Here is an 18,407-nt window from a genome sequence, read left to right as displayed (position 1 = left end):
AAAATCATTTAGATTTGAGGTATCCATGAAACTTGGACTTGTAGGCTACGGTTTCGGTGGCCGGATTTTTCACGCGCCGTTCATTCAGGCCGCTGACGGCGTCGAGATCGGCGGCGTGGTGGCGCGGTCCGCCGACAAGATCGCACAGATAGCCTTCGATCTCCCCGGTGTGCCGGTCTTTGCGAGTCTGTCCGATCTGATCGCAGATGGCAGCTTCGACGTGGTGACAATCACAACCCCGCCCGCGACACATACGCCTTTGACGCTTGAGGCTATTGAAGCCGGATTGCACGTGGTCTGCGACAAACCGTTCGCGATGAACCTTCGGGATGCCGCCCAAATGGCAGACGCGGCGGTCAAAAAGGGTGTCTTGTTGAATGTTTTTCAAAACCGCAGGCGCGACACCGATTTGGTGACACTGGCTTCCTTGATTGATGCGGGGGAGTTGGGGGATATCCAGCGCGTCCACAATCGAATGGACTTCGATCAGATAGAAACGCTAGAGCGCGGGCCGGATGGCGGTTTGTTGCGCGATCTGGGAAGTCATCTCGTGGATCAAATGATCTGGCTGTTAGGGCCAGTTGAATTCGTTGATGCGCAAGTCAACCATCTCAATTTTGCCGAAGGCCGCACGGACGTAGATTTCGTGATCCACCTGCGACACGTAAGCGGTGCGCACAGCTATATTTCTGCGACGAAGGCCAATTATCTCAATGCGCGGGAAATTCGTGTTTACGGGACAAAGGGCGCTTACGTTGTCAATGGCACCGACGTGCAGGCCCGCGAGGCCATTGACGGGAAACGACCCGCTACCTCCGACAATTGGGGCGAGGAGCCGCAATCGGCTTGGGGAACGCTTTATGGTGAAAGCGGCCCGCGCAGAATTCCGTCCCTTCGGTCCGACTACAGCGATTACTATACCGAATTTGCCAAAGCAATTCGGGACGGCACAGATGGGCCGGTCCCCGCGCGCCAATCTTTACGAACCGTCGAAGTGCTCGACGCGGCGCGCATCGCCGCTGCATCAGGCCAGATTGTTCAACTCGATTCAAAACTACAACAAACCGACACACCGGTAGACTGGAGACTATTATGACCGTTCGTTTTGCAATTCTGGGTGCTGGTCGGATCGGCCAGGTTCATGCCCGCGCTGTCGCTTCAACCGAGGGCGCGTCCCTTGTCGCAATCGCCGATCCTATGGCGGCTGCGGCGCAAAAAGTGGCTGCTAATTATGGTTGCGACATCCGCACAATTGACGCAATTGCCGCCAGCGATGATGTCGATGCCGTGGCAATCTGTACGCCGACAGACACCCACGCCACTTTGATCGAACAATTCGCCCGCGCTGGAAAGGCAGTGTTCTGCGAGAAGCCGATCGATCTTGATCTGGAACGGGTAAAGGAATGTCTCAAGACCGTCAGCGAAGAAAACGCGACCTTGATGGTTGGCTTCAATCGTCGGTTCGATCCCGATTTTATGGCGTTGAAGAAAGCTATTGACGATGGCAAGATCGGTGACGTTGAGATGGTCACGATTTCCAGCCGCGATCCCGGCGCACCACCTGCGGAATACATCAAGGTGTCGGGCGGTATTTTCCGCGACATGACAATTCATGATTTTGACGTGGCGAGATGGTTGCTGGGTGAAGAAATCGCAACCGTGCAAGCGGCGGCATCTGTCCTGACCGACTCCGAGATCGGTAAGCTGGGCGACTACGACAGCGTCAACGTTATCCTGACGACGGAAAGCGGAAAACAATGCACCATCACCAATTCGCGTCGTGCAACCTATGGCTACGACCAGCGGATTGAGGTTTTGGGATCCAAGGGGTCAGTCTCTGCCGAAAACATGCGCGAAGCCAATATCGTGTTGGCGGACGAAAGCGGGTTCCACCAGCCGCCGTTACTCGACTTCTTCATGACGCGCTATATCGCTGCTTATGCCAATGAGATAGCCGGATTTGTTGCGGCTGTTTCGGGCAAGACCGCAACGCCGACGACCGGCCACGACGGAATGGTTGCGCTGGCGCTGGCGGATGCGGCTTTGTTGTCAGTGGCGGAGCAGCGCGTGGTGAAATTGTCGGAGCTAAAGGTTTCGACATGACCAAGAACCTTGATTTAATCACGATAGGTCGAAGTTCGGTTGATCTCTACGGCGCGCAGATTGGTGGGCGCCTAGAGGACATGGGGGCGTTTGATAAATATATCGGTGGCTCACCAACGAATATCGCCTGTGGGACTGCGCGGTTGGGGTTGAAGTCTGGGGTTGTCACGGCGGTTGGTGATGAACACATGGGCCGCTTCATTAAGGAACAACTGGCGCGGGAAGGGGTGAGCACGCAGGGGGTGAAAGTTGACCCTGACCGCCTGACGGCACTGGTGTTGTTGGGCATCCGCGACAGCGAACAATTCCCGTTGATATTCTATCGCGAGAACTGCGCCGATATGGGACTGACGGTGGATGATATCGACGAGGAGTTTGTTACGTCGGCCCGTGCTGTGGTTGCGACAGGCACACATCTGAGCAACCCGCAGGTCGAGGCGGCGACGCTGAAGGCATTAGAAATCGCGCGGACCAATGACATGCAGACCGCGCTTGATATTGATTACCGTCCAAACTTGTGGGGCGTTGCGGGCCACGGTGATGGCGAAAGCCGTTTTGTTGAAAGCGCGGAAGTTACGTCCAGGCTTCAAACCACTTTGCATTTGTTTGATTTGATCGTGGGCACCGAAGAGGAGTTCCACATAGCTGGGGGCACCACTGACACCATCGCGGCGCTACGGGCCGTCCGCGCCGTGTCAGGTGCAACTTTGGTGTGTAAGCGCGGCGCGGATGGTGCGGTGGCGTTTACGGGAGACATTCCGGAGAGCCTTGACGATGGCCAATCCGGTCCGGGCTTTCCGATTGAGGTCTTTAATGTCTTGGGCGCGGGCGACGGCTTTATGTCCGGCCTTCTCAAGGGGTGGCTGGACGGTGAGGATTGGGCAAACACGTTGAAATATGCCAATGCCTGTGGCGCCTTTGCCGTTTCGCGACACGGTTGCACGCCAGCTTATCCATCTTGGGACGAACTCCAGTTTTTCTTTGAGCGCGGCATCAAGCAACCCGATTTGCGCAACGATGTCGAACTGGAACAGGTCCACTGGGCTACGAACCGTCGGGGAACTTGGTCTTCGGTCAAAACCTTCGCGTTTGATCACCGTTTGCAGCTTGAAGAGATGGATGGGTACAGCCTGAAGAAAGCCAGTACCTTTAAACGACTCTGCCTTGATGCGGCTTTGCAGGTGCAGAACGGACAGTCGGGTTTCGGAATTCTATGTGACAATCGGATTGGCCGTCAGGCGCTTCATGCGGCCAGCGGATCAGGACTTTGGATTGGCAGACCTACAGAATTGCCAGGATCACGCCCGATCGAGTTTGAACCGGAGTTGGGCGAGGATTTTGGCCAATTGCGAGAATGGCCGAAAGAGAATGTCGTGAAACTGTTGGTCTTTTGTCATCCAGATGATGACGTCGATACAAAGAAGACTCAGGAGGAGCGGGTTAAGCGCCTATTTACGGCGGCGCGGCGCAACGATTTGGAATTCCTGCTTGAGGTGATCCCATCCAAGGTTGGCCCCGTTGATGATATGACGACGCCGAAACTGATCCAGCAATTTTACGATGTCGGCGTATATCCCGATTGGTGGAAGCTTGAACCGTTCAAGACCGACGCCGCATGGTCCAACGCGGTAAAGGCAATCGGGCGCAACGATCCGCGCACCCGAGGGATTGTGGTTCTGGGTCTTGATGCCCCCGAGAGCGAGCTTGCAGCGTCTTTTGCGCTCGCGGCGAGACAGCCGTTAGTCAAAGGGTTTGCTGTTGGCCGCACCATCTTTGGTGATGCGGCGCGTGCATGGATGAAAGGTGAAATATCGGACGTTGACGCGGTTGACCAGATGGCAGCCCGCTTCGCTGGGCTTTGCGACGTCTGGGATGCGGCGCGTGTTGATGCCCGATTGAATAGGGAAAAGGCTAATGGCTAAAACAATTCGACTGACAGCGGCGCAGGCCATGGTGAAATTTGTTGCGGCCCAGAAAACCGAAACCGGAGAGCCTTTTATCGCCGGATGCTGGGCCATTTTTGGTCATGGGAACGTCGCCGGATTGGGCGAGGCGCTGTACCACGCGAAAGACGACCTGCCGACGTGGCGCGGGCACAATGAACAGACAATGGCACACGCAGCGATCGCCTATGCCAAACAATTAGGCCGCAAGCGGGCAATGATGGTCAGCTCGTCCATCGGGCCGGGAGCCACCAATATGGTCACCGCCGCGGCCTTGGCCCACGTAAATCGCCTACCAGTTCTTTTGGTGCCGGGAGATGTGTTTGCCAATCGCGGACCTGATCCGGTGTTGCAACAGATCGAGGACTTCAACGACGGCACGGTAAGCGCAAACGACGTGTTCAAACCTGTCAGTCGGTATTTTGATCGCATTACCCGGCCCGAACAATTGTTGACGGCATTGCCGCGTGCCTTTCGCACAATGACCGATCCTGCAGAGTGCGGTCCTGTAACATTGGCATTTTGCCAGGATGTGCAGGCCGAGGCCTTCGACTATCCCGAAAGCTTTTTTGCGCCCAAAGTCTGGGTCGCGCGCCGGATGCGTCCGGACGTTGATGAATTGGCCGCGATGGCGGATGCAATCAGGGCCGCCAAGCGTCCGATCGTCGTTGCGGGCGGCGGGGTGCACTATTCGGGCGCAACGGAGGCCTTGCGCAGCTTTGCAGAGACACACAACATTCCTGTCGCGGAAACACAGGCGGGGAAATCCGCGCTGCCGTGGGACCATCCTCTCAATCTGGGGCCGATCGGTGTGACGGGTGGCACGCCAGCGAATACTGTTTGTGCCGAGGCTGATTTGGTGTTGGGTGTCGGTACTCGGTTTCAGGATTTTACGACGGGGTCATGGGGATTGTTCGCTAATCCCGTCCGCAAGATCGCTTGCCTGAACGTCGCTGCGTACGATGCGGCCAAGCATGACGCTCTGCCGTTGCTTGCTGATGCGAAAGCGGGGCTTGAAGAGTTGTCTGCCGCGCTAGAAAACTATCAATCGAGGGCAGGTATTGAAGACCTGAAATCTGACTGGTTTGGCAAGGTCGATCCATTGACCGAAAGGCCCGATGGCAATGCTTTGCCCACCGATATGCAGGTCGTGGGCGCAGTACAACGGGCGGCGACCGACGACACGGTGGTGATGTGCGCAGCGGGCACGATGCCCGGTGAGCTCCATAAGTTGTGGAAATCCAGCCGCCCGATGTCTTATCACATGGAATACGGTTTCAGCTGCATGGGCTACGAGATCGCCGGCGCAATGGGCATCAAGATGGCACAGCCAGGGCGCGACGTAATCTGCTTTACCGGCGACGGCACCTACATGATGGCGAACTCAGAAATGGCGACAGCCGCGATGATGGGCATATCGTTTACTGTCGTGGTGACGGACAATCGCGGCTATGGCTGTATCAACAGGCTACAAATGGGCACAGGTGGCGCAGAGTTTAACAACCTGCTGGACCATTCGGTTCATGCGAACCCCTCTGCCATCGACTTTGCTGCCCATGCGGCCTCTATGGGGGCGACAAGCGTTAAGGTCTCATCAATTGAAGATCTTGAACAGGCCTTGGCAAAGCGGGGCGATGTATCGGGGCCATATGTTGTGGTCATCGACACCGATCCTTATCCGTCAACGGAACACGGGGGAACCTGGTGGGACGTTGCCGTGCCAGAGGTTTCCCAACGCGAAAAGGTCAGCGCGGCGCGCTCGGCTTATGTAACAAACAAGACACAGCAAAGGGCAGATTGATGGCTGTCAAAATTGGTATTTCCCTCATCGCTTGGCAGAACGATGACTTACCGGACCTGACTGCCGACTTTACGACCGAAGGCGCGATGGAGGATGCTGGGCGCATCGGCTATCAAGGTGTTGAACGCGGCCGTCGGATGCCCGCCGATACGGATGGGCTGCGCAGCTATCTCGACCGTTACGGTGTGTCGCTGTGTGGGGGGTGGTGTTCAGGCAGCCTGATGACCGCCTCGCTCGAGGATGAGAAAGCTGCCGTGCGTCAACAAGTAGAACAATTCGTGGCACTTGATGCGCCTTGCATCGTTTACGCTGAATGTTCGAACACCGTGCAGGGCGACCTTTCGACGCCCGTTCGTAATCGCCCGAAGTTAAGCCGTGACGACGTGAAATCCTACGCATTAAAGCTGACGGAACTAGCCAAATGGATGTCGGACAAGGGGATGACGCTGTCATATCACCACCATATGGGCAGCATGATTGAGGACTCCGAAGACATAGATTGGCTCATGGAGGGGTCGGGCCCCGAAGTGACGCTGCTATATGATACAGGCCATTTGCTATTTGCGGGGGCCGACCCGCTGGCGGTACTCGATCGATGGGGTGATCGCGTGCACCATGTCCATTTCAAAGACGTGCGTCCCGACAAGATGGCATGGGTTCGCACCGAAAACCACAGCTTTCTAGATGGCGTGCGGGCAGGGGTTTACTCAGTACCAGGCGATCCCGAAGGCTGCATTGATTTTCAGACAATAACAGATCGGCTTAAGGCGATGGACTATGGCGGCTGGATCGTGGTCGAGGCTGAGCAAGATCCGGCACTGGCTCCGCCGTATGAGTATTCAAAGTTGGGCTATGATCATATCGTCGACATTTGTGGCCGCTCTGGCCTGACACTCGAAAACTGAAGGGAACGGCATGGCTGATCTGTTGAAAAAACCGTTTGGCACCCGCGGCAAGGTGCATCAAATCACACCAGAAAGCGCTGGCTGGCGATATGTTGGATTCTCGCTTTATCGCCTGAAAACGGGGGACAACGCGGCAGAGGTGACAGGGGGCCGAGAGGTCATTTTGGTCATGGTCGAAGGTAAGGCGGCTATCACGGGGGCCGGTCAGGATTGGGGTGTTTTGGGCGAACGGATGGATGTGTTCGAAAAGACGCCGCCGCATTGCCTCTATTTGCCAAACGGAACCGATTGGACAGCCAAAGCGGAAACCGATTGTGTTATCGCTGTTTGTTCGGCACCGGGGGTTGGCGGACACGAAGCGCGCCGCATCGGGCCGGATGGCATCACGCTGACCGAACGCGGCAAGGGCACCAACACACGCCACATCAACAATATCGCGATGGAAAATGAAGACTACTGCGACAGCTTACTGGTCACAGAAGTGTTCACTCCGGCCGGTCACTGGTCGTCCTATCCAAGTCACCGGCACGATGAAGACGACTACCCCCGCATCACTCACCTTGAGGAAACCTATTACCACCGCCTGAACCCTGCGTCAGGCTTTGGTATCCAAAGGGTCTATACTGACGACGGGCAGTTGGACGAAACAATGGCGGTGTCTGATGGCGACGTCGTTTGCGTGCCGCGCGGTCATCATCCCTGTGGCGCGCCCTACGGGTTCGAGATGTATTACCTCAATGTCATGGCTGGGCCGCTGCGAAAGTGGCGTTTCGTTGCGGCTGCCGAGGTTGAATGGATCATGGAACGCGACGCCTAGAAGGATTCCGGCACATACAACTGAGGTGTCAGGAAGTGCTGGCCCGGGCTGGAAGTTCGTCCGCTAAGCTGCGACTCAATCATCAACTGAACCACATTTTCGCACAGTTCTTGCAGTGGTGTGGCGATAACCATTGTGGCATAGCGATCTACAAGGGCCTTTCGGCTGTCATCTGTCAGCTCATTTACAACGAGCGCCACCTTACCGGGCGGTCGCTTTTCGCGCAAAGCGGCGATCGCGCCTTCCATCCCGCCGCCGGCGACGTAGATGCCACGCAGATCTGGTTGGCGGTCCAGGAGATCTAGCGTTGTTTCATAGGTGACCTGGCGGGTTTCAAGATTGACCACCGTGTCGATCATCGAGAAATCCGGCGCGTACTCGCGGATGTAACTTTGGAATCCCGTCTCACGCATCAGATGTCCGTGCCACCGGTTGCCGCCCACAAATACAGCCAACTTACCGGGAGTGCGTGCGTGCGTTGTTAGCATCCATGCCGCAGTGCGCCCGACTTTGACGTTGTCCAGCCCAAGGTAGTTCTGTCGGATGCTTTGGGCAAAGTCGTTCAACAGCGCAAAGACAGGCGTGCCTGTGCGGGCAAGGTTGCTTACCAGTTCGGATAGGGACGGGTGGTTGATTGCCGATGTTGCAATCGCATCCGTCTGCAGTGCAACGAATTCTATTTCTTTTGCGAAGTCGTCGGGCGCTTGCGACGCTGCGAAGCGAATGACTGCCCGGCCACGGATGTCGGTCCGGCTATTGACAGCATCTTGCAGGGCTGCTGCGAAATTACGGTAAAACTCTTGCGATCCTTTATGAAGTACGAATCCAAAACGGATCAGAGGGCGACTGGCCTCGTCGCGTCGTGCGGATAACACGCGGCTCGGGTAGCCGATACGTTCGGCCGCGTCCAAAACACGATCGAGTGTTTCCTGGCGCACGTTGGAGCGCCCGTTAAGCGCACGATCAACCGTCGCAACGCCAACGCCAGCGGCATGCGCAAGATCTCTAAGGGTCGGGCGCTTCGTCATGGATATCCTTGATTGAATCACATCACTTGTTGGCGTTCTAATGATGTATTTTGATGTACAAACATGCTCACCACAAGACGAGAACTGCCGCAGTCTGATATTCATAGGTTAGATTGCTGATAACGAGATATGACGATGCAAAAACGTGATTATTCACTGCTGGGACCGGATGCGCAGCGCGCAGTTGAAACAGGATTGGCAGCCGCTGACTGGTATCATACCGACATTGCCCGCAAGGACATGAAGGCGCTGATGAAGCGCGAGGATCAGCCGGCGATCCGTGACACGATCATCCTGTTCGGAGCCATGGTGGTCTTTGCTATTTTGGGTGTCGCGCTTTGGCCAACATGGTGGTCGGTTCCGTTTTGGCTCGCTTATGGTGTTCTGTACGGCTCGGCGATGGACAGCCGCTGGCATGAATGCGGGCATGGTACACCATTCCGCACTGCGAAATATAATGACTGGGTCTACCAAATCGCGTCATTCTGCATGGTTCGCAATCCGGTGACGTGGCGTTGGGGTCATGCGCGCCACCATACCGATACCGTAATCGTCGGTCGCGACCCCGAGATCGTCGCGATGCGGCCACCTGCGCTGTTTCGCATTCTTCTGAACTTCTTTGGTATTCTGGATGCGTTCCAAGGCTGGAAAACGATGGTCCAGAATGCATCTGGCCACCTTGATCCCGAAGCCGCAAGTTACATCCCCCAAAGCGAGCAGCCCAAGGTGTTTCGCACAGCGCGGATCTGGGTTGCGATCTATGCAGTTGTCCTGCTTCTTGCGGTGGCGACGCAATCCATTCTACCGCTCATGATCATCGGATTGCCGCGCCTTTACGGGGCCTGGCATCACGTTATGACCGGCATTTTGCAGCACGCGGGTCTTGCAGATAACGTCATCGACCACCGCCTGAACAGCCGCACGGTCTACATGAACCCGATCAGCCGGTTCATCTACTGGAACATGAACTACCACGTGGAACACCATATGTTTCCGATGGTTCCCTATCATCGGCTGCCGGAACTGCATGCGGCGATCAAACATGACCTGCCGGCACCGAATCCGTCAATTTGGCATGCCTACAAAGAGGTTTGGCCAATCCTGAAGCGGCAACTGACTTATCATGATGAATTTCTGATGCGATCTCTCCCTGACGGCGCGCAGCCATACCGCACGGATTTGCATCTAAAGGCGCTTGGCGACGTCACACAAACACCTACTCAGGCAGAATAAGGAACAGACAATTGGCAAACTGGATTGACGCTTGTAGTGCAGATGACATCGACGAAGAGGACGTGATCCGCTTCGACCACGAAGGGCGCACATTTGCGATCTATCGCTCGCCTGATGATGAATATTTTTGCACGGACGGTCTGTGCACCCATGAAAACGTTCATTTGGCGGATGGTCTTGTGATGGATCACACCATTGAATGCCCCAAACACAACGGTCAGTTTGACTATCGTACGGGCGAGGCAGCGCGCGCACCTGTCTGTGTCAATCTTGGAGTGTATCCCGTCAAGGTTGAGGGCGATCGCGTCCTGATCGAAATTTAGATGTCGGGTATTGTGATCATCGGGGCAGGGGAGTGCGGTGTCCGTGCAGCCTTTGCCGCCCGTGCCAATGGGTTCGACGGTAAAGTGACACTGGTTGGCGATGAAAGTGGCCTGCCCTACGAACGCCCGCCGCTTTCCAAACCCGACGCGAATGGCGCAACCCTTAAGCCGATTTGCACCACGCAGATGTTAGCCGCAAAAGATATCACGTTGCTCGATGGTGTCGGGGCGCTACGAATTGACAGAGATACCTCTTGTGTGCGCTTGTCGACGGGGGAGGACCTTCCGTATTTGCGGTTGCTTCTGGCGATAGGTGCCAGCCCGCGCAGATTGACCTGCGAGGGCAGCGAGCACGCGGTGACGCTGCGGACCATTGAAGATGCGAACCGGATTTACAGCCAGGCTGTGAACGGGTCGCGCACGGTCATTATCGGGGCTGGTCTTATCGGGCTTGAACTCGCCGCTGAACTGGTTGGACGTGGTAACAAGGTTACGATTCTTGAGGCTGGTCCTGTGCCGCTTGGCCGCAATGTTCCGCAGCCCCTCGCGCAGCGTATCGTCGAACGTCACATCGCCGAGGGCGTGGATATCGTCTGTAACGTCGAGGTCGCGCGCATTTCCGGTCGTGCTGTCGAATTGGTGGGCGGTCAGTCGATTGCCGCAGATCTGGTTGTTGCGGCCATTGGTGTCGTTCCAAATACGGATCTCGCACAGGCCGCTGGTTTGTATATCGGTAACGGGATCGTCGTTGATGAGGCTTTGCGCACCAATGATACCAACATTTTTGCCGCTGGAGATTGCGCAAGTGTGAACTTCTCGGGGCTTGGGCTTCAAAGATTTGAAACTTGGCAGAATGCTCAGTTGCAAGGTGAGATCGCGGGTCGGAACTTGGCAGGTGCGTCCGGTGTTTTCCAACCTCCAGTCTGGTTTTGGTCCGACCAATATGACCTTGGCTTGCAGGGTGTCGGGCAAACCAATGGAACAGCGACTGCGCTTCGCACGCTTTCAGATGATGCAGAGATCCTGTTTTACTTGAATAATAGCAACCAATTGGTTGGTGCGGCCGGCTTGGGTGTCGGCAATGCGGTCGCCAAAGATATCAAGTTGGCGCACAAGCTGATTGAGGCCAAGGTAGCGATAGAGGCTGCGCACCTTGAAGACCCTACAACAAATTTAAAAAAATTGCTCAGACCCGTTCCGGCGAACTGAGCTTAAGGAGAACAACATGGACCTGTATCACAAGCGGCCAACAGTTGCGGATATTCGCGCGCTTAAGGGCAAGCGTCAACTGACGATGTTATACGTAGAAACGCCCGATGAGGCCGCAGCGGCGGCGGAGGCGGGTATTGATATGTTGTCGATCATTGACCCCGTCTGGACAGAAGAAATGCGTAAGGCGGCGGGAAATTGCTTTGTGCAAGTCGGGCTGCTTTACGGCCAACTCGTCACGCTTGAAGATTACCAACGTGCCGCGCACCGCGCAGTGCAAACGGGGGCCGATTGCGTCTATTGTGCATCGTCCATGGGTACGATCAAAGCGCTCGCTGATGATGGAATTCCGGTTGTGAGCCACGTCGGTTTGATCCCGTCCAAGGCAACTTGGACCGGCGGCTTTAAAGCGGTTGGGAAAACCGCTGAGAGCGCAATGCAGGTTATGGATCAGGTCAAAAGACTCGAAGACATCGGCTGTTTTGGTGTGGAACTAGAAGTTGTTCCTGATCGCGTCGGTTTTGAGATATCGAAACGCACAAACCTTGTTCTGCTCGGCATGGGGGCTGGCCCCTATGCGGACGCGCAATACCTCTTCGCCGAAGACGTATTGGGGTGCACAAGGGGCCATAAGCCGCGCCACGCTAAGACCTACCGCGATTTTGCCAGCGAATTCGACCGGCTTCAGAAAGAACGCATTGCCGCGTTCCGCGAGTTCAAGACCGATGTCGACAAGGCTGTCTATCCCGCTGCGGAACACTCCATAAAAATCAGCGATGACGAGCTTGAAAAATTCGTCGCCCGATTGAGTGATCGAACGTCCTGAATTTCGGCCCTTCCGCCACACTCCATTTTGAAAGCCAATAATGCCCAACTTTGCCCTTACAGTGTCATGCGTTTCTACCATTGGCATTGTCGCAGCAATCTCGACATGCCTTGCAGAGCATGATTGCAACATCACCGACAGCGCCCAATTTGATGACCCAATCACGGGCGCGTTTTTCACGCGCGTTAGCTTCAAAGCGCCCGACGCCATGGATATGGATGACCTGCGCGCTCGTTTCAACGAAACCGCCGCGCAATTTGAGATGGACTGGGCTATCCACGACCAAGCCACAAAAATGAAGGTTGCGATCATGGTGTCGCGTTTCGGGCATTGTTTGAACGATCTGCTGTATCGCTGGCGCATCGGTGCCCTGCCGATTGATATTGTCGCCGTTATTTCAAACCACACCGATTATCAGAAGCTGGTCGTCAATCATGACATCCCATTTCATCACATCAAAGTCACTAAAGAGAATAAGCCAGACGCCGAGGCGCGGATTATGCAAGTAATTGAGGAGTCCGATGCTGAGCTCGTTGTCTTAGCGCGGTATATGCAGATCCTGAGCGACCAGATGTGCCGAAAAATGTCAGGCCGCATTATCAATATCCACCACTCCTTCTTGCCGAGTTTCAAAGGTGCAAACCCTTATAAGCAGGCCTTTGAACGCGGTGTGAAACTGATTGGTGCAACAGCGCACTATGTAACGGCCGACCTTGATGAGGGGCCGATCATTGAACAAGACACAATCCGCGTAACGCATGCGCAAAGCGCAAGCGATTACGTCACACTTGGTCGTGACGTCGAAGCGCAGGTATTCGCCAGGGCGATCCATGCCCATATTCACCACCGCGTATTTCAAAATGGCGACAAAACCGTGGTCTTTCCGGCCAGCCCAGGCGGGTACGCCTCAGAAAGGCTAGGCTGACCGAACTGTGTCACCGCGCATGCCATTGGGGCACACGCAGCGGCGGCTTCGACGGAACGCATCCGTGATGCGATGCATTTCGCCCAACTTCAATGGTTGAATTTCTGGCGGTCTTCTCGGACAAAAGCGTCGATCAGATCAGCAACTGCTTGCACACGCCGCGTGACGCCTTGGTTTTCGTGCCAAACCATCCAGTAGCTCCGCTTTACGGTGGCCCCGCAAAATAGCCGTTCAAGGTCTGGCAGGCCGTCGGCCATAAAGTCATGTAAAATACCAATACCTGCTCCTGCGCGAACAGCTTCAAACTGACCAATTGCCGTCGAAACTTCAATGTCTCGCCGCCAGTCCTTTATGACGTCCCCAACATAGTTCAGTTCGGGGGTGTAGATAAGATCATCTACGTATCCGATGAGGGTGTGCCCCATTAGATTACTGATATCGTTCGGTTTTCCTGCGCGCTCCAAATATGATTTCGCAGCATAAAGCGACAATGAATAATCGACCAACTTTCGAACACGCAGTCGCCCTTTCGTAGGCCGGCCGACCATGATGGCCAGATCTGCTTCTCGTTCCGACAGTGAAAAACTGCGCGGCGCAGGAACAAGCTGAATGCGCAAATCAGGATAAGCGGTGCGAAACCGTCCAAGACGCGGGGCCAAAAAGGCGCTACCGAATCCATCGGGCGCGCCGATGCGGATGGTTCCTGAAACCTCTTCTCGCTTTTGCAAGTCTTGGGCTGCGCTTTGAGTTTCAGCCTCCATGCGTTCGGCTGTGCTGATAAGTATCTCACCGTCGCTCGTCAGGGTGCAGCCACGTGTTGTGCGATTAAAGAGTCGTGTGCCGACAGCCTGTTCCAGCGATGCAATATGCCGGCTAAGGCGGGCCTGACTGACACCCAATCTGCGAGCTGCGCCCAGCATCTGCCCTTCGCGTGCCACCGCAAGAAAATAGCGAAGATCATCCCAGTTCATTATCAACGTTTCTGCATAACGATTTGCCATTTCTGACTATTTATATGCAAATTTATTTAAGCCACAAAGCACAAAACCCAAGGAGATCAAACTATGACCGAGATTGCTCACTATATCGACAATGTACCCGTCGCAGGAAGTTCAGGTCGGAGTCTGCCCGTCTTCGACCCAGCAACAGGTGAGACGAAGCACACCGTCGCCCTTGCCTCATCTGTTGAAGTTGAACGCGCAGTTGCCTCCGCTCACAATGCTTGGCTGACTTGGTCAAAAACGCCTCCGCTACGTCGCGCCCGCATTCTGGATCGTTTCAAGATGATCTTATGGGATCGAGCCGATCAACTTGCAGAAGTTATTTCCGCTGAACATGGAAAGACCCATGATGATGCGGTTGGGGAGGTTACTCGCGGGCTTGAAGTGGTGGAATTCGCTGTTGGGGCGCCGCATTTGTTGAAAGGTGAGACGACAGAAAATGTAGGCACTGCTGTCGACAGCCACTCGCTGCGCCAGCCACTTGGCGTTGTTGTCGGTATTGCACCTTTTAACTTTCCCGTGATGGTGCCGATGTGGATGTTTCCTGTCGCACTTGCCTGCGGGAACACGTTCATCTTGAAACCATCAGAACGTGATCCTTCTGCGTCGCTCTTGATTGCGGAATGGCTGACCGAGGCTGGTCTCCCTGCCGGCGTGTTCAATGTCATCCAGGGCGACAAAGAAGCCGTCGACGCCCTGTTGACTCATCCAAACGTTAAAGCGGTCAGCTTTGTCGGCTCAACTCCTATTGCCAAGTACATTTACCAAACGGGCACTGCGAATGGCAAGCGCGTGCAAGCGTTGGGGGGGGCCAAAAATCACATGGTCATTCTGCCCGATGCTGACATTGAAATGGCTGCAAATGCGCTGATGGGAGCGGCCTACGGTTCAGCTGGAGAACGTTGCATGGCAATTTCCGTGGCTGTGGCGGTCACAGACAAGGTGGCTGACGCGTTGATTGAAAAACTGGTGCCAAAGATCGAGGCTCTCAAAGTTGGCCCGGCCGCTGATCGAAAATCAGACATGGGCCCGGTAATTACCGCTGCCGCGCGTGAAAAAATCAAGGGGTTGATTGACCGCGGCGAAGCGGAAGGTGCGAAAATCGTGGTTGACGGGCGCGACTTCCAAGGGCCCCAAGGTTATGAGAAAGGCTACTACGTCGGCCCGACGTTGATCGATGGAGTGACGTCTGACATGACAGTCTGGCAGGAAGAGATATTTGGTCCGGTGCTATCGATTGCACGTCGCAAGAACTATGCCGATGCGGTGGATCTGGTCCATAAACATGACTACGCCAACGGTGTCGCAATTTTTACGCGGGATGGGGATGCTGCTCGCACCTTTGCTCATGACATTGAGGTCGGGATGGTGGGAGTCAATGTACCTATTCCAGTGCCGATGGCGTTTCACTCCTTTGGAGGTTGGAAGCAGTCCTTGTTTGGTGATCATCACATGCATGGAATGGAAGGTATTCGATTTTATACACGCCTCAAAACTATAACGACACGTTGGCCGTCCGGTGTGCGCAGCGATCCGGAATTTGTAATGCCGACAATGGGCTAAAACGAATGTCAGCGCCGCATGAGCGGCGCTGAACATAGCTGTCCAAATTACGTAATTAACATAAACTTCATTATGCGTATTTATACTTAGTGTTGCGTTAGTATATTATCGTAAGTATGCTGAACTCCTCTCACGGAGGTTCCGCAGCATGCGCCATCTACTCAAGAAGCTCCTGCCCTCGGTCGCAGTCGCTTTGACCGTGACAGGTATTTCGCTGCCGATACCTGCGCGTGCGCAGACATACCCGATCGATTGCGCGATCCTCTTGTGTCTGTCTGGTGGCTGGCCCGCTTCCGTCCCTTGCGCCCGGGCCCGCGCCGAATTCATCCGGCGGATTACGCCCTGGCCGGTGGAACCGCCGCTGCAAATCTGGCGCTGTCCCATGGGTGCCTCCTACGAGCGCGATCGGCCATCAAACAACGCTGGGCGCATCTTTGAAGTTTTGTACCGGCCCGACAACCGTCGACCGCTCCAATCCTCGCCATTCTACGATCTCGTTCCAGCCGACTGGGCCCTCCTGCTCGTTCAAGATCGCGCGGACATCGATATCAGCGGACCTGAGTTCAACGTCGTACGATCAATCCGAGTCTTCGATGTCCGGTATGCGCGACAGCACGAATCCGGACGTGACGGCGACTGCAACCGTAGCGCCACCGTGGTCCTCGGCACATATGGGACGCAAGGTGACTTCGCCTGGCAGAGGTCTTCCATAGCCGCCCTACCAGCCGACCATGTCGGTCTCGAACGATGGGGCCAGAATTGCCCCGGTATCTATCATCGATCCGTCTTCGTCGATTGGCGCGACTACGAGGGCAACTACGGCTTTGAGCAGGTGAACTACTGACCTGCCACCGCATTGACTTGCCACGGAACTCGGCTTCTTTGACTTGTACGACGGCACCGCGTACCCGTCGCGGTCCACAAGCAAATTGGCATTTCGGCAAACATTGCGGGTCCTCACCTCACCCGTCCTCGTCTCTTTCGATCCGCGTGAGCGCATCGAAGTCGATTTCCTGTTTCTGTTCCGCAGTGAGATCCGGCCGGATTTCCGACACCGGCTTAGGCCCGCAGTCGTCCCACATCACCGCAAGCTCACTCGTACTCCAGCGATAAACCCAACCAACGATGCTGCACCCATTGGTCCCAATCAGATTGGCGATCGCGACGCCTTCACCTTTATCATCGTCCACTGTTTACTGACTTCCTGCACTCTGGCGCTGCAACCGCGGCATCGTGTTTCCAGGCCTAGCCTGCACAGCATGACGCAATTGGTGGATGTTTGCTGACTACTCTTCCTTGAAGGAGCTCACTTCACATGGGGACGTCCAATGCGGCACGCCCCAAAATTTCTTTGTTTTCAAATCTTGTGGTCGGGCTCCGTGGCGGCTTCGACAATCGACAGGACTTCATTTTTGTCAAAGCCAATGACCCTCGCCAGAACTGTAAACTCCACGACGTCGATACGACGCTCGCCGCTTTCGAGACGTGCCACAAATGACTGGTGGCGTTTGAGCTTCGCCGCCAACTGCTGCTGGCTGAGACCCGCATTCTGGCGTGCATCGACCAACGCACGGACGAGCGCCAACTGGCCATTTGTTCTGATTGTTTTCGCCACGCGTCACATACCTTTTGTGACGTCGCTAGCGGATGAAATCTGTTATCTAAAAAGTAGATATTTGAGGGTGTTATCGGCGTCTGGTTTCCAAGGGGTGCACGTCTGGTGCATGCCCAGTGGCCCATCAATCCCCCACCAGTTCCAGAAACCGACCGTAGTCCAGACTGACTTCACGGGCTTCCTCGAAAGCACGCGCGCGCTCCTGTTCAAGGCAGCGAAAGTAGTCCTGGACGTCCGTGATGTAGACCTCAAAGTCCCGCCGGATGAAGTCGGCAAAATCCCGGGCGGCCTGCGAATCGCTTAGTACGAAAGGCCGGATCGGGGCGAGACAGGATCCGGCTTGGCTTGCGACCGGAACGAGCATCAGCAAGGCCATAGCCTGCATCTTCACCCATCGGCTCAACCACAGGTTTCTAAAACCCCTATTTTCCTTGATAGACGCCAATGGCCGTGCCTAGAGTTTGAGTAACCGAGATACAGCCGTATCTTCCGCATTATATCTTGCGGTTAATAATATACTATCGTAACTCTAGGCTTCAAGTGGGAATGCCTAGTCGTTGCGCGTTGAAGAAAGCGTGAGCCGGGCCATGAACTGGGACATCGAAGCACCAAATGTGGTTACGGAAGCACGTTTCCGCGAACTCGTGGAAAGTGGCTATAGCGCTGAAATCCTGTGCCAGGAGTCGGCACACAAGAAGGGCCCCAGCTATTATGGGGTCTGGATCATGCGCGTCGTCTCTGACGAGGGCGTGGAAAAGCTGCTGGTCACGGCCCGCACCCGGACAACCTATAACGACATCAAGATCCGCGAATTCAAAACCATCACCGGCGTGGTCTCCTTCCTCATCGGGATCGGTTTCTCCCACGCCGATGTCCCGCTCGAAGAAGGCCAGCGGACGACCCACAAGCTGGCTGCGACCGACAAGGGCGGCCGCAAGTAGCCTTCTCCTTTTCTGGTTCCTGACGGGTTCCGCCAATGCGCAGATGGTGGCGTGCCCCCATCGGGTGGTCCGGTTTGATTGTTAGTGCATCGTGGGCCTCTGGTCCATTGTGACGATGCTTTCTGGCGCGGGTGGGCGATAGCCTAGTGCGCTGTGCGGCCTGACGGTGTTGTA

At 55.5% G+C, this 18,407-nt stretch carries 19 protein-coding genes; 14 read left to right on the top strand and 5 right to left on the bottom strand.

Annotated features, from left to right (window positions below):
- Nucleotides 1-25 precede the first annotated feature (25 nt).
- The 6 genes from LOM8899_RS19345 to iolB are packed head-to-tail and all read left to right on the top strand — an operon-like array spanning nt 26 to nt 7,569.
- On the top strand, nt 26-1,096 hold the full coding sequence (locus LOM8899_RS19345) for a Gfo/Idh/MocA family protein (RefSeq protein ID WP_093993905.1): 1,071 nt from the start codon (nt 26-28) through the stop codon (nt 1,094-1,096).
- A complete protein-coding gene (gene iolG / locus LOM8899_RS19340) occupies nt 1,093-2,103 on the top strand; it encodes an inositol 2-dehydrogenase (RefSeq protein ID WP_093993904.1) in 1,011 nt (336 codons plus the stop codon). The genes LOM8899_RS19345 and iolG overlap by 4 nt, the downstream gene beginning before the upstream one ends.
- On the top strand, nt 2,100-4,025 hold the full coding sequence (locus LOM8899_RS19335; RefSeq protein ID WP_093993903.1) for a bifunctional 5-dehydro-2-deoxygluconokinase/5-dehydro-2-deoxyphosphogluconate aldolase: 1,926 nt from the start codon (nt 2,100-2,102) through the stop codon (nt 4,023-4,025). Before iolG ends, LOM8899_RS19335 begins: the two co-directional genes overlap by 4 nt.
- Entirely contained in the window at nt 4,018-5,847 is a 1,830-nt protein-coding gene (gene iolD, locus LOM8899_RS19330) for a 3D-(3,5/4)-trihydroxycyclohexane-1,2-dione acylhydrolase (decyclizing) (protein WP_093993902.1), read from the top strand. The genes LOM8899_RS19335 and iolD overlap by 8 nt, the downstream gene beginning before the upstream one ends.
- Nucleotides 5,847-6,752: a myo-inosose-2 dehydratase gene (gene iolE, locus LOM8899_RS19325; protein ID WP_093993901.1), complete on the top strand. Its 906-nt coding sequence runs from the start codon at nt 5,847-5,849 to the stop codon at nt 6,750-6,752. Before iolD ends, iolE begins: the two co-directional genes overlap by 1 nt.
- Nucleotides 6,753-6,762: 10 nt before the next feature.
- The gene (gene iolB / locus LOM8899_RS19320; protein ID WP_093993900.1) at nt 6,763-7,569 is read left to right on the top strand and encodes a 5-deoxy-glucuronate isomerase; all 807 of its coding nucleotides are present in this window, start codon (nt 6,763-6,765) and stop codon (nt 7,567-7,569) included.
- On the opposite strand, the gene LOM8899_RS19315 is transcribed toward iolB, so the two are convergent.
- Nucleotides 7,566-8,597 carry a LacI family DNA-binding transcriptional regulator gene (locus LOM8899_RS19315; RefSeq protein ID WP_093993899.1) on the bottom strand — a complete coding sequence of 344 codons (1,032 nt, stop codon included), beginning with the start codon at nt 8,595-8,597 and terminating at the stop codon, nt 7,566-7,568. The two genes, iolB and LOM8899_RS19315, sit on opposite strands and share 4 nt — an antisense overlap.
- 135 nt (nt 8,598-8,732) lie before the next feature.
- Here LOM8899_RS19315 and LOM8899_RS19310 point away from each other — a divergent pair, with 135 nt between their 5' ends.
- From LOM8899_RS19310 to purU, 5 genes are read left to right on the top strand one after another with little or no spacing between them, the layout of a single operon-like run.
- The gene (locus tag LOM8899_RS19310; RefSeq protein WP_245820625.1) at nt 8,733-9,830 is read left to right on the top strand and encodes a fatty acid desaturase family protein; all 1,098 of its coding nucleotides are present in this window, start codon (nt 8,733-8,735) and stop codon (nt 9,828-9,830) included.
- 11 nt (nt 9,831-9,841) lie between these two features.
- Nucleotides 9,842-10,153 carry a MocE family 2Fe-2S type ferredoxin gene (locus LOM8899_RS19305; RefSeq protein WP_093993897.1) on the top strand — a complete coding sequence of 104 codons (312 nt, stop codon included), beginning with the start codon at nt 9,842-9,844 and terminating at the stop codon, nt 10,151-10,153.
- Nucleotides 10,154-11,362 carry an NAD(P)/FAD-dependent oxidoreductase gene (locus LOM8899_RS19300; protein WP_093993896.1) on the top strand — a complete coding sequence of 403 codons (1,209 nt, stop codon included), beginning with the start codon at nt 10,154-10,156 and terminating at the stop codon, nt 11,360-11,362. It begins immediately after the preceding gene.
- Between the two features lie 16 nt (nt 11,363-11,378).
- Nucleotides 11,379-12,188: a 3-methyl-2-oxobutanoate hydroxymethyltransferase gene (locus LOM8899_RS19295; RefSeq protein WP_093993895.1), complete on the top strand. Its 810-nt coding sequence runs from the start codon at nt 11,379-11,381 to the stop codon at nt 12,186-12,188.
- 40 nt (nt 12,189-12,228) lie between these two features.
- Nucleotides 12,229-13,113 (top strand): formyltetrahydrofolate deformylase, encoded by an 885-nt coding sequence (gene purU, locus LOM8899_RS19290; protein WP_093993894.1) that lies wholly within the window; start codon nt 12,229-12,231, stop codon nt 13,111-13,113.
- Nucleotides 13,114-13,202: 89 nt separating this feature from the next.
- On the opposite strand, the gene LOM8899_RS19285 is transcribed toward purU, so the two are convergent.
- Nucleotides 13,203-14,114 carry a LysR family transcriptional regulator gene (locus LOM8899_RS19285; protein WP_245820623.1) on the bottom strand — a complete coding sequence of 304 codons (912 nt, stop codon included), beginning with the start codon at nt 14,112-14,114 and terminating at the stop codon, nt 13,203-13,205.
- A 63-nt stretch (nt 14,115-14,177) separates the two neighbouring features.
- On the opposite strand from LOM8899_RS19285, the gene LOM8899_RS19280 reads away from it, so the two are divergent.
- Both LOM8899_RS19280 and LOM8899_RS19275 read left to right on the top strand, forming a co-directional pair.
- Nucleotides 14,178-15,677: a CoA-acylating methylmalonate-semialdehyde dehydrogenase gene (locus tag LOM8899_RS19280; RefSeq protein WP_093993893.1), complete on the top strand. Its 1,500-nt coding sequence runs from the start codon at nt 14,178-14,180 to the stop codon at nt 15,675-15,677.
- 148 nt (nt 15,678-15,825) lie between these two features.
- Nucleotides 15,826-16,521, top strand: a complete 696-nt coding sequence (locus LOM8899_RS19275) for a hypothetical protein (RefSeq protein ID WP_245820621.1) — start codon at nt 15,826-15,828, stop codon at nt 16,519-16,521.
- A gap of 118 nt (nt 16,522-16,639) precedes the next feature.
- Here the strand turns inward: LOM8899_RS19275 and LOM8899_RS19270 are convergent, their stop codons facing one another.
- The 3 genes from LOM8899_RS19270 to LOM8899_RS19260 form a co-directional block, all read right to left on the bottom strand.
- Complete coding sequence (locus tag LOM8899_RS19270) at nt 16,640-16,867, bottom strand: hypothetical protein (RefSeq protein WP_093993892.1); 228 nt, start codon at nt 16,865-16,867, stop codon at nt 16,640-16,642.
- Between the two features lie 167 nt (nt 16,868-17,034).
- Complete coding sequence (locus tag LOM8899_RS19265; RefSeq protein ID WP_068241761.1) at nt 17,035-17,292, bottom strand: helix-turn-helix domain-containing protein; 258 nt, start codon at nt 17,290-17,292, stop codon at nt 17,035-17,037.
- A gap of 124 nt (nt 17,293-17,416) precedes the next feature.
- Entirely contained in the window at nt 17,417-17,668 is a 252-nt protein-coding gene (locus tag LOM8899_RS19260; protein WP_245820619.1) for a hypothetical protein, read from the bottom strand.
- Nucleotides 17,669-17,879: 211 nt separating this feature from the next.
- On the opposite strand from LOM8899_RS19260, the gene LOM8899_RS19255 reads away from it, so the two are divergent.
- Entirely contained in the window at nt 17,880-18,233 is a 354-nt protein-coding gene (locus LOM8899_RS19255) for a hypothetical protein (protein WP_093993890.1), read from the top strand.
- Nucleotides 18,234-18,407 lie beyond the last annotated feature (174 nt).

This window comes from Flavimaricola marinus (genome assembly GCF_900184895.1).
Lineage (GTDB): Bacteria > Pseudomonadota > Alphaproteobacteria > Rhodobacterales > Rhodobacteraceae > Flavimaricola > Flavimaricola marinus.
Note: the sequence above shows the minus strand (reverse complement) of the source record. Positions and strands in the feature narration are given on the sequence as shown.

Bases quoted from the DNA above. Each gene is read 5' to 3' on its own strand.
- LOM8899_RS19255 (WP_093993890.1), top strand. From the start codon at position 17,880: ATGAACTGGGACATCGAAGCACCAAATGTGGTTACGGAAGCACGTTTC.
- LOM8899_RS19300 (WP_093993896.1), top strand. From the start codon at position 10,154: ATGTCGGGTATTGTGATCATCGGGGCAGGGGAGTGCGGTGTCCGTGCA.
- LOM8899_RS19275 (WP_245820621.1), top strand. From the start codon at position 15,826: ATGCGCCATCTACTCAAGAAGCTCCTGCCCTCGGTCGCAGTCGCTTTG.
- LOM8899_RS19260 (WP_245820619.1), bottom strand. From the start codon at position 17,668: ATGGCCTTGCTGATGCTCGTTCCGGTCGCAAGCCAAGCCGGATCCTGT.
- purU (WP_093993894.1), top strand. From the start codon at position 12,229: ATGCCCAACTTTGCCCTTACAGTGTCATGCGTTTCTACCATTGGCATT.
- iolB (WP_093993900.1), top strand. From the start codon at position 6,763: ATGGCTGATCTGTTGAAAAAACCGTTTGGCACCCGCGGCAAGGTGCAT.
- iolG (WP_093993904.1), top strand. From the start codon at position 1,093: ATGACCGTTCGTTTTGCAATTCTGGGTGCTGGTCGGATCGGCCAGGTT.
- iolE (WP_093993901.1), top strand. From the start codon at position 5,847: ATGGCTGTCAAAATTGGTATTTCCCTCATCGCTTGGCAGAACGATGAC.
- LOM8899_RS19310 (WP_245820625.1), top strand. From the start codon at position 8,733: ATGCAAAAACGTGATTATTCACTGCTGGGACCGGATGCGCAGCGCGCA.
- LOM8899_RS19345 (WP_093993905.1), top strand. From the start codon at position 26: ATGAAACTTGGACTTGTAGGCTACGGTTTCGGTGGCCGGATTTTTCAC.
- LOM8899_RS19295 (WP_093993895.1), top strand. From the start codon at position 11,379: ATGGACCTGTATCACAAGCGGCCAACAGTTGCGGATATTCGCGCGCTT.
- LOM8899_RS19335 (WP_093993903.1), top strand. From the start codon at position 2,100: ATGACCAAGAACCTTGATTTAATCACGATAGGTCGAAGTTCGGTTGAT.
- LOM8899_RS19315 (WP_093993899.1), bottom strand. From the start codon at position 8,597: ATGACGAAGCGCCCGACCCTTAGAGATCTTGCGCATGCCGCTGGCGTT.
- iolD (WP_093993902.1), top strand. From the start codon at position 4,018: ATGGCTAAAACAATTCGACTGACAGCGGCGCAGGCCATGGTGAAATTT.
- LOM8899_RS19280 (WP_093993893.1), top strand. From the start codon at position 14,178: ATGACCGAGATTGCTCACTATATCGACAATGTACCCGTCGCAGGAAGT.
- LOM8899_RS19285 (WP_245820623.1), bottom strand. From the start codon at position 14,114: ATGGCAAATCGTTATGCAGAAACGTTGATAATGAACTGGGATGATCTT.